The sequence below is a fragment of the Stenotrophomonas sp. P5_A8 genome, assembly GCF_056400545.1.
Genome location: NZ_JBFULB010000140.1, coordinates 1 through 9,945, shown reverse-complemented (window position 1 = coordinate 9,945; position 9,945 = coordinate 1). Strand labels below are relative to the sequence as shown.

Annotated in this window: 10 protein-coding genes; 5 read left to right on the top strand and 5 right to left on the bottom strand. The window is 67.7% G+C overall.

Annotated features, from left to right (window positions below; genetic code table 11):
* Positions 1-205 precede the first annotated feature (205 nt).
* The 4 genes from AC1DQP_RS11505 to AC1DQP_RS11490 all read right to left on the bottom strand — a co-directional run bounded on the left by AC1DQP_RS11505 (position 206) and on the right by AC1DQP_RS11490 (position 2,946).
* Positions 206-988 (bottom strand): BUD32 family EKC/KEOPS complex subunit, encoded by a 783-nt coding sequence (locus AC1DQP_RS11505; protein ID WP_256775669.1) that lies wholly within the window; start codon positions 986-988, stop codon positions 206-208.
* Positions 989-1,062: 74 nt separating this feature from the next.
* Complete coding sequence (locus AC1DQP_RS11500) at positions 1,063-2,040, bottom strand: beta-ketoacyl-ACP synthase III (RefSeq protein ID WP_256775668.1); 978 nt, start codon at positions 2,038-2,040, stop codon at positions 1,063-1,065.
* A 90-nt stretch (positions 2,041-2,130) separates the two neighbouring features.
* On the bottom strand, positions 2,131-2,328 hold the full coding sequence (rpmF, locus tag AC1DQP_RS11495; protein ID WP_017357626.1) for a 50S ribosomal protein L32: 198 nt from the start codon (positions 2,326-2,328) through the stop codon (positions 2,131-2,133).
* 108 nt (positions 2,329-2,436) lie between these two features.
* On the bottom strand, positions 2,437-2,946 hold the full coding sequence (locus tag AC1DQP_RS11490) for a YceD family protein (RefSeq protein ID WP_256775667.1): 510 nt from the start codon (positions 2,944-2,946) through the stop codon (positions 2,437-2,439).
* A gap of 114 nt (positions 2,947-3,060) precedes the next feature.
* Between AC1DQP_RS11490 and AC1DQP_RS11485 the strand changes: the two genes are divergently transcribed.
* Positions 3,061-3,633, top strand: a complete 573-nt coding sequence (locus AC1DQP_RS11485; RefSeq protein WP_457318073.1) for a Maf family protein — start codon at positions 3,061-3,063, stop codon at positions 3,631-3,633.
* A 21-nt stretch (positions 3,634-3,654) separates the two neighbouring features.
* On the opposite strand, the gene AC1DQP_RS11480 is transcribed toward AC1DQP_RS11485, so the two are convergent.
* A complete protein-coding gene (locus tag AC1DQP_RS11480) occupies positions 3,655-5,496 on the bottom strand; it encodes a glycosyltransferase family 39 protein (protein WP_478051627.1) in 1,842 nt (613 codons plus the stop codon).
* Between the two features lie 67 nt (positions 5,497-5,563).
* Between AC1DQP_RS11480 and AC1DQP_RS11475 the strand changes: the two genes are divergently transcribed.
* From AC1DQP_RS11475 to AC1DQP_RS11460, 4 genes are read left to right on the top strand one after another with little or no spacing between them, the layout of a single operon-like run.
* Positions 5,564-6,490 carry an AAA family ATPase gene (locus AC1DQP_RS11475; protein WP_457318075.1) on the top strand — a complete coding sequence of 309 codons (927 nt, stop codon included), beginning with the start codon at positions 5,564-5,566 and terminating at the stop codon, positions 6,488-6,490.
* 38 nt (positions 6,491-6,528) lie between these two features.
* Positions 6,529-7,467, top strand: a complete 939-nt coding sequence (locus AC1DQP_RS11470; protein WP_457318087.1) for a DUF58 domain-containing protein — start codon at positions 6,529-6,531, stop codon at positions 7,465-7,467.
* A complete protein-coding gene (locus AC1DQP_RS11465) occupies positions 7,460-9,412 on the top strand; it encodes a transglutaminase TgpA family protein (RefSeq protein WP_457318076.1) in 1,953 nt (650 codons plus the stop codon). Before AC1DQP_RS11470 ends, AC1DQP_RS11465 begins: the two co-directional genes overlap by 8 nt.
* Positions 9,409-9,936, top strand: coding sequence for a Slp family lipoprotein (locus AC1DQP_RS11460; RefSeq protein ID WP_256775662.1), 528 nt, complete (start codon positions 9,409-9,411; stop codon positions 9,934-9,936). The genes AC1DQP_RS11465 and AC1DQP_RS11460 overlap by 4 nt, the downstream gene beginning before the upstream one ends.
* Positions 9,937-9,945: the final 9 nt, after the last annotated feature.

Sequence of the window (9,945 nt, the reverse complement as noted above, 5' to 3'; positions counted from 1 at the left end):
GGATGGCGCACGCGAGCTTACAGGGACGTACTTGCAGCGTGTCCCGCCAACCCACCCACACCGGCCCGAACACGGGACCACGAGCAATGACGCTTCGGCTTCGGCTTCGGCTTCGGCTTCGGCTTCGGCTTCGGCTTCGGCTTCGGCTTCGGCTTGAGCTTCGGCTCCAGCTCCACAGCCTTGCCCCTGAAAAAGAAAACCCCGATCACACCAGCAACTGCAGAATGTCCAAGTCGCCGTCGGAGAAGAAGTCGAAGCAGATCACCGCCAGCATCAGCATGCCCAGCGTCGTGGCCCCGTGCACGATCAGGATCGCGTGTGCCAGCGACCGCGCCGACCGGCCGAGCTTCATGCTCGCCCGCGCCAGACCCTGCAACCGCCCGGAGACCGCGTGCGCGTGCGCCAGCACCGGCGCCTGCACCCCGTCCATCGCCTCGGACATCAGCTGCTGCAGCCGCTGCGGACGGTCCTCGTAATACTTGGCCACCCCATAGCCGAACATCAGCCAATCGCGCGCCTGCGCCTGGTCCAGCGCCATCACTTCCAGCGGGTCTTCCTCGAAATCGATGAACCCCACCCGCGTGCCGTCCCAAGTCAGATTGCGCGGCAACGGCTGGCCGAAATACGCGCCCTTGCCATGCGCAGCAGCGATCGCCTGCATCGCCGCCGACACCAGCCGGTCACGGCCGGTCTCGTCGGCCTGCCGCAGGCAGGTATTGAACGAACTGCCGTTGTCCTCCAGCACCAGCGCCGCGTGACCGCTGCCGATCACGTGCGGCACGTTCACCCCCTGCGCAGACAGCTCCGCCAGGCGACGCGCTTCGGTCTTCCTGGCCGCGTCACCGCCACGGTGCGGCGGCGGACGCAAGGCATCCAGCTGGAAACGGTGTGCAACGAAATTGAGCAGGCCCAAGGCGACTGCGCGGCTTCCTTCGCCGTACTGCTTCAGCCAGGCGCGTTGCCCTTCAATGACGATGGGCTCAACCATGACGGATCTCCTGAAATGCAGACGGCCCCAAAAGGGGCCGTAACGACAACGTCACGCTGTCGTAACCAGCACTATCAATAGCGCAGCAGCGCCGAACCCCACGTGAAGCCACCGCCGAACGCTTCCAGCAACAGCAACTGGCCGCGCTCGACGCGACCGGAGCGAACCGCCACGTCCAGCGCCATCGGCACCGACGCCGAGGAGGTGTTGCCGTGCTTGTCCACCGTCACCACCACCTGGTCCATCGACATCTCCAGGCGCTTGGCCGTGGCTTCGATGATGCGCAGGTTGGCCTGGTGCGGAATCAGCCAGTCCAGGTCGTCCTTGGTCAGCGCATTGGCTTCCAGGGTTTCATCCACGACCGAGTCCAGCGCCTTGACGGCGTACTTGAACACGTCGTTGCCCTTCATCAGGATCGCGCCACGGGCGTTTTCGCCCTCGCCGAAACCGGCCGACACACCGACCGGATTCCACAGCAGCTCTTTCTTGCTGCCGTCCGAATGCAGGTGGGTACTGAGGATGCCGGTCTCTTCGTCGGCCTTGAGCACGACCGCGCCGGCACCATCGCCGAACAGCACGCAGGTGGTGCGCTCGGTCCAGTCAACGATCCGGGTCAGGGTTTCCGCACCGATGACCAGCACATGCCGTGCATCACCGGAGCGAATGAATTTGTCGGCCACGCTCAACGCGAACACGAAGCCCGAACAGGCCGCGTTGACGTCGAAAGCGGGGCAGCCGGTCGCACCGAGCTTGGCCTGGATCAGGCACGCGGTGGACGGGAAAATCAGATCAGGCGTGGTGGTACCCACCACGATCATGTCGAGCTGCGAAGCGTCGATACCGGCCGCTTCAAGCGCACGTACCGCGGCGTGGTAGCCGAGGTCGCTGGTGGTCTCATTCTCGGCCGCGATGTGCCGTTCACGAATACCGGTGCGCGATTGAATCCACTCATCGCTGGTGTCGACCATTTTCTCCAGATCCTGGTTGGTCAACACTTTTTCGGGCAAATAACTACCAGTGCCCGCGATCCTCGAGTAGATCCGCTTGCTCATTGCATGTCCTGCTGTACACGGCCGTCAACAGTGACAGCCGGGAAGAAAGGAGTAAAGGCCGCTGCCCGACCGGGCAGCGGCCCTCACGAATCAATCTTCTTCGACGGCCGAGTTCGACTTGGTCGTGATCACCTTCTTGCCACGGTAGAAACCGTCAGCGGTGATGTGGTGACGCAGATGCACTTCACCGGTGGTCGGATCGGTGGACAGCTGCTTGGCGCTCAGGGCGTCATGCGCACGGCGCATACCGCGGCGGGACGGGGTGACACGGGATTTCTGCACAGCCATGGGATTGCTCCAAACTCGGTTCGTTTTGCTTCGTCGTATCGTCGCGCAGGACGCCAGCGCCCAGCACAGTTTTCGCTTTCGCCGCAGCCGCCGACGACAATCCGGCTGCTATTGTTTTTTCAGTGCCGCCAACGCCGCGAACGGATTGGCCTTGCTGATTTCTTCTTCGGTCGGTGCCCAGTCCTGGTCCACGGCCTCACCATCGGGAGACAACGGCACGACGGGCACGGCCAGAACGAGTTCGTCCTCGACCAGTTCCAGCGGTCGCAGCATGCCGTCTTCCGGCACGAGCCACGGCTCCCACCCTTCCGGCAGCGAGGACTCTTCCTCTTCGCTGCGGATCAGGCCGAGACGCTGCACCATCGAAACCGGCAACAGGAATCGCTGCAGGCTGCGCTGACAGATCAGCGGCAACGCGGTGTCGATGGACAGTTCCACATAGGATACCCGCAGGATGTCGTCGTGCGCGAATTCCAGTGCATAGGTGCACGTTCCTTCGGTATCGGCGACAAGGCCTTGCAGGCGAGTCAATTGCGCTAGATTCACCTGGCCGTCGAAGCGCCTTCGCGCTGCAACCATCCGCCAAGCATCCAGCATTTCGGGCACGTTTGCGGACATAAGCCGCTGAATGTTAAGGATCGTCCGGGCCGCTGTCAAATACCTGCGCAGTCAGGTTGCCGATCCCCGCCGGAAGGGCCCAGACTGCCGGCCTCCCGTGACCGGTATTGTCGCATGACACCGCTGCTGCTTGCCTCTACCTCCCGCTACCGCCGCCAATTGCTGGAGCGCCTCGGCCTGCCCTTGGAGACCGCCCGCCCCGACGTGGATGAGACCCCGTACCCGGACGAAGCCCCGCGGGTCATGGCGGTGCGCCTGGCGCGGGCCAAGGCCGAGGCGGTCGCCCGGGCCCATCCCGGCCGCTGGGTGATCGGCTCGGACCAGGTGGCGGAACTGAACGGCGCCCCGCTGGGCAAGCCGGGCACGGCCGAGCGTGCGCAGGCGCAGCTGGCCGCGATGTCCGGGCAGGTGGTCCAGTTCCATACCGCCATCAGCCTGATGCGCGACGGCGAGGTCCTGCAGGCCTGCGACCTGACCCGGGTGCACTTCCGTGTCCTGGATGCGGCTGAAATCGCGCGCTACGTGGCCGTCGAGCAGCCGTTGGACTGCGCCGGCAGCTTCAAATGTGAAGGCCTGGGCATCAGCCTGTTCGAGGCAATCGAGAACCGCGACCCGACCGCGCTGGTCGGGCTGCCCCTGATCGCACTGAGCCAACTGCTGCGCCAGGCGGGCTACACCCTGCCCTGAGMCCGCATCCACCCGCCGCACTCAGCGCTCGGGCACCTGCAGCGCCTGTTCCTGCCACGTCTCGACGCTGCCATCGCGGCCATGCAGCCGCAGGCCCAGCCAGTGCTTGCCCGGGGCCAGCGCGCGCGTATCGATGCGCGCGTCGAAGCCCACGTTGGGATGCTGCGGGTCGTTGGAGATCGTCCAGAAACTGGTGATGTCGTAGGCGCGGCCATAGGTGGCCTCGGCAGCCGGCTTGCCATCGACCAGCACGTCCACCCGCGACAGCCCCACCCCGTCCTTGAATGCCCAGCCACGCACGTCGAGCAGTCCGTTGACGTGCGCGTTGGGTTGCGGCGTGTCGATCCAGGCCATCGCCGGGGTCACGCAGGGCCCGGAGGCCTGCCCGGCCGGCAGCTTGAACAGCAGGAACCGCTGGAAGCCATGGTCGTTGCTGACCACGCGCGGCGGCGGCAATGGCCCTACCTGTGCGCAGACCTCGTGATAACGCTGCAGCAGGTCGCGGTAACGCTGGTCGCTGGGCGACAGCACCAGCAGCATCGGTGTTTTGCGCGGGCCCTCGTGCAGCAGCCCCCACAGCCCGAGCTGCGCGGTGCGGCCGTGCTTGTCGTTGAGCGGATGGCGCAGCACGTCGATCGACGGATCCCGCAGCTGGAAGCCCAGCTCGGCGCCCACCTTGAAGTTGCCGGCGAGCACGCGGGTACCGGGCGGCATGGTCTTCAGCTCGTCGCGCACCGCCGCCGCCAGTGGCTCCCAACCGGCGAAGTTGCGCGGATAGTATTTGTCCCCCGCCAACTGCTCGCGCAGGCTCGGCGTGGACGCCATCAGGTAGTAGCCGAACGCCAGCGCCAACCCGCCTCCGGCCAGCCACCAACCGGTGCGGCGCAACCAGCGCGGCCATCCGTTGAGCACCACCGGCACCGCCACCAGCAGCGCCAGGTAGCCCGGCAACGGCCAGTGGAAGCTGATGCGCTCCACGTCGGTGAAGAAGCCCAGGCCGAAGATCGACAGCGTCGACACCGCACCGACCAGGCCGAAGTAACGCCACTGCGCGCGCGCCCCACCGCCGGAGCGGGTACCGGCCAGTGCCACCTTCCACATCGCCATGCACAGGATCGGGGTGACCAGCATCGGCTGGATCACCAGGAACCACAGACCGCTCCACTCGAATGCCCACGGATGGCGTTCGACCACCTGGAATTTCAGCCCGGCATCATGGTTGTCCGCATTCCACGACAGCAGCGGCAACCACGCCAGCACACCCACCGCCAGCGCCACCCACACCCGCGGATCGCGCAGCATGCGCCGGCCCTGTGGCAACAGCAGCAGCGCGATGAAGCCAACCACGATCACGCCGATGAAACGGTAATGGCTGAGCGCGCCAATGGTCAGGCCCAGCCCCAGCTTCACCGCAGAGGCGGCATCGACGGTACGCAGCAGGCGTGCGCCGGCATCCAGGCACAGCACTGCGGCCAGCGCCATCGGCACATCCGGCACCGCCAGCATGCCCAGCGTGCCCGACAGCGGCATCAAAACGGTCAGGCTGCCGGCCTGCCAACCGGCCACCGCACCGAACCAGCGCGCAGCGATGCGGGACACCAGCCACGGCAATGCCGCACCGATGGCCAGGAACGGCAGGCGCAGGGCCAGTACATGCGTGCCGCCCAGTTCCACGCCGAGCCGCGACAACCAGGCCGTCAGCCCGGGAAGATCGGAGTAGGCCGCGGCCAGGTGCTGGCCTTCCTGCCAGTAGAAAGCCTCGTCCACGAACAACGGCAGACGCGCGGCGACCACCAGCTTCACTGCGGTGATCAGCGTCCACAACAGCAGAAAAATTGTGCGTGCGCGTTGTTCGCCCTGCATTGCTCTATAGAATCGAAAGGAACATCGACACGAGACGGACATGGAAAATTCGCCCCACGTGCCAGCCATGCTAACCGATGTACTGCGACAGGCTCTTCGCAGCGCCCAGGACCAGGTCAATGGCCTGGTCCTGGGCAAGGCGCACGAAGTGCGGCTGGCGTTCGTCGCGCTGCTGTCCGGCGGCCACCTGCTGATCGAAGACCTGCCCGGCCTGGGCAAGACCACGCTGGCCCATGCGATGGCTTCCAGCCTGGGACTGGGCTTCCAGCGCGTGCAGTTCACCTCCGACCTGCTGCCTGCCGATGTGCTCGGCGTCTCGGTTTACGAGGCGGCCAGTCGTCAGTTCCAGTTCCATCCGGGCCCGGTCTTCACCCACGTGCTGCTGGCCGATGAAATCAACCGCGCGCCGCCACGCACCCAGAGCGCCCTGCTCGAAGCGATGGCCGAGCAGCAGGTGACGCTGGACGGGGTGACCCACCCGCTGCCCGATCCGTTCTTCGTGATCGCCACCCAGAATCCGGTGGATCTGTCGGGTACGTTCCCGCTGCCGGATTCGCAGCTGGATCGGTTCCTGCTGCGGCTGGCGCTGGGCTACCCCAATGCCGAATCCGAACGCGAACTGCTGCGCGGCATCGACCGCCGCCATCTGATCGCCCAGGCCACCCCGCGGCTGGACGATGCGCAGGTGCGCACGCTGCGCGAGGCGGCCATCCAGGTGCATGCCAGCGAGGCACTGGTGCATTACGTGCAGGCGCTGCTGACCCGCAGCCGGCAGCATGCGGGCGTGCGCGTGGGGCTGTCGCCGCGCGCCGGGCTGGCGCTGCTGCGCGCGGCCAAGGCGCATGCCCTGCTGCTGGGGCGCACGCATGTGGTGCCCGAGGACGTGCAGACCTTGTTCGTGGCCGTCGCCGGCCACCGCCTGGTGCCCGAGGCCGAGGCCAACACCGGGCCGGCGCTGGCCCGCGCGATCCTCCAGACCGTGCCGGTGGATTGAGCATGCGCCGCGGCTGGGGAGACCGCTTGAAGCATGCGATGTTGCCGGCCAACGGCCGGCCCTACACGCGACCGCGCCAGCCGGAGGCGTTGCCACGCCGGCTGGACCGGCGCCGCATCTACGTGCTGCCCACCCGTTTCGGCCTGTTCGTGGCCGCGCTGCTGGCGGCGATGCTGCTGGGCGCGCTGAACTACAACAACAACCCGGCGATGCTGTTGGCCCTGCTGCTGGCCACCGTGGCCATTGCCAGCACCATCAGCGCGCACCTGCAGCTGTCGGACCTGCAGATCGATGCGGTCTCGGCCGAGCCGGTCCACGCCGGGCAGCCGATGCGCCTGCGCATCAGCCTGTCGCGCCGCGATGCACGCGCGCGTCGCGGACTGGAAGTGGCGCATGCGCAGGCCGTCGTGTTCGGCCATCTGATCGACAGTGAGCAGATCGAAGTGGACCTGATGCTGCCCACCGAACGCCGCGGCTGGCTCGACCTGGAGCGGATCCGGATTTCCACCACCCAGCCGCTGGGACTGGTACGGGCGTGGTCGTGGGTGTGGCCGGATGCACCGCTGCTGGTGTATGCGGCACCGGCGACACAGGCACCGCCGCTGCCCGAGAGCGGCGGCGATCCCCTGCATACCCGCGTGCGTGCCAACGGCGATGAGCTGCACCAGTTGCGCCCGTACCGCGCGGGCGACCCACAACGCAGCATCGCCTGGAAGCATTCGGCGCGACGCGACACCCTGCTGGTGCGCGAGTACGAACAGGCGGTCGGCGTGGATGTGCTGCTGGACTGGCGGCAGCTGTCATCGCTGCCGGTCGAAGCGCGCATCGCGCGACTGGCGCGCTGGGTCGACGTGGCCGAACGCGACGGCCGCCGCTACACCCTGCAGTTGCCCGGGCAACCGGTGCTGGGGCCGGGCAACGGCAGTGCCCACCACCACCTCTGCCAGCGCGCACTGGCGCTGATGCCGCATGGCTGAGCCGACCTCCCCCGCGTTGAGCGCCAGCGCACGTCACTGGACCCTGGCCAGCGCCGCGCTCGGTCTGGTCCCGCTGCTGCTGCAGCTGCCCAATCTGCTTGCGGCCATCATCGGCGTGGTGGCGCTGGCAACCGCGCTGATATCGCGCCAGCGTGTGCTGCCCGCGCCGGTGCGGCTGCTGCTGGTCATGGGCATGCTCGCGGCCATTTACTGGCAGATGGGCGCCCGCCCCGGCCGCGATACCGGCTGCGCGCTGCTGGCGGCGATGCTGGCCCTCAAATCCAGCGAGCTGCGCAGCTTGCGCGATGCCCGCAGCCTGCTTGGTTTCGCGTTGTTCGCACCGTTCGCCGCGTTCCTGCTGGACCAGGGCCCGCTCACCATGGGCCTGGCGGTACTGGCTGCGCTGACCGTCTTGCTGGCGCTGCAGCGCCTGGCGCATGCCGAAGGCCAGGCCCCGAGCCCACGCCTGGGCGGCCAGATGCGCAGTGTCGGGCGGCTGATCGCGCTCGGTTTGCCGCTGGCGCTGGCCGGGTTCTGGCTGTTCCCGCGGCTGGCCGAACCGTTGTGGGGCATCCCCGAACGCGCGGTCGGCAAACCGGGGCTGTCCGACCGGATGGACCCGAGCCAATGGCTGGACCTGATGGCCGACGACAGCCCGGCGCTACGTGTGCAGTTCTACGGCACCGTGCCGGCACCGCAGCAGCGTTACTGGCGTGGCCCGGTGATGACCCACTTCGATGGCCGGGTCTGGGAGCGCGACCGTGGCAGCCAGAGCCGGCCGCCACCGGCGGTCACCCAGGGCGGTCCACGCTGGGACTACCAGATCGACTACGAACCCACCGACCGCCGGCAGCTGGTGGCGCTGGACCTGCCGCTGCTGGCACCGCCTGGCAGCGACCTGGATGCCGACCACAGCCTGCGCAGCCGCAGCAGCCTCACTGCACTGACCCGCTGGCGGATGCAGTCAGCACCGGCCACCGCCTATGCCAATGACCTGTCGCGCTACCAGCGGCAACAGGCGCTGCAGTTGCCGGCGGGCTTCAATCCGCGCACCGCCACGCTGGCCCACCAGTGGCGCGCCGAGGCCGGCAATGACGACGCCGCGATCGTGAACCGTGCGCTGGGATGGATCCGCGCGCGCTTTGCCTACACCCTGGACACGCCCCTGCCGGGACGTGATGGCGTGGATGCATTCCTGTTCGACCAGCAGGCCGGCTACTGCCAGCACTTCAGCTCCTCCTTCGTGGTGCTGATGCGCAACGCCGGCATTCCCGCGCGGGTAGTGACCGGCTTTGCCGGTGGCACCCGCAACCGCTACGGCGACTACTGGGTGGTGCGGCGCATGGATGCCCACGCCTGGGCGGAAGTGTGGTTGCCCGGACGCGGCTGGGTGCGCGTGGACCCGACCGCCGCAGTTGCGCCCGAACGCATCTACGACACCCTGGAAGACCGTCTGCAGGCTGGCGGTGACGTAAGCACCCTGGAAGGCCGCTGGATGCAGTTGCGCCAGGCCAGCGACTGGCTGCGACGCGGCTGGAACGACCTGGTGCTGTCCTTCGACGCGTCGCGCCAGCAGCAACTGCTGCGCCCGCTGGGCATCGACAAGCTCGAGCCGGGGCAGCTGATCGTCGTTTTCACCCTCTTCGCACTGGCCGCGCTAGGGTGGATGGCATGGCTGCTGGGCCGTGGCGAACGCGAACGCGATCCGCTGCTGCGCGCCTGGCACCGGCTGGGACGCCGCTACGCCAGACTCGGCCTGGCCCGCGACCCTGCCGAACCTGCCAGCCAGTGGGCCGAGCGCATCCACCGGCAACGCCCCGATCCGGCGCTGCTGTCGCTCAGCAGCCGTTTCGTTCGCGCGCGTTACGCTGGCGCGGACGTCGACCTCACTTCATTATTGCGCGACCTGCGCAGGCATCGCCCGTCCTCCGGAGCATCCCCATGAAGATCCAGATTCTGCTTCCCCTCGCTGCTTCGCTGGCGCTGGCCGCCTGCGCGACCGCGCCCAAACCGCTGCAAGGCCAGTTCAGCATGGTCAGCCCGCGCGATGCGGTGCCCACCCAGCAGGTTGGCACCCCGGTGCGCTGGGGCGGACGCATCATCGAGACAAATCCGGGGCAGGGTCAGACCTGCTTCCAGTTGATCTCGCGCCCGCTCAACGGCAGCGGCCGCCCGAGCACCACCTCGGCCGACGCCAGCGACGGCCGATTCATCGCCTGCCGCGCCGGCTTCTACGATCCGGCCGTGTTCGAGCCGGGCCGCGATGTGACCTTCATCGGCAAGATCGCCGGCTACGAGAACACCCGCATCGGCGAGTACGACTACCGCCTGCCCAAGCTGGATGCCGACGTCATCTACCTGTGGCCGGAAGTGCGCCAGGTCGATGTGGTGCCGGCCTACCCGTACGGCCCTTGGGGCGGTCCGGGCTGGGGCCCGGGTTGGGGCTACCGCGGCTGGGGCTGGTGGTAACTGGCTAGG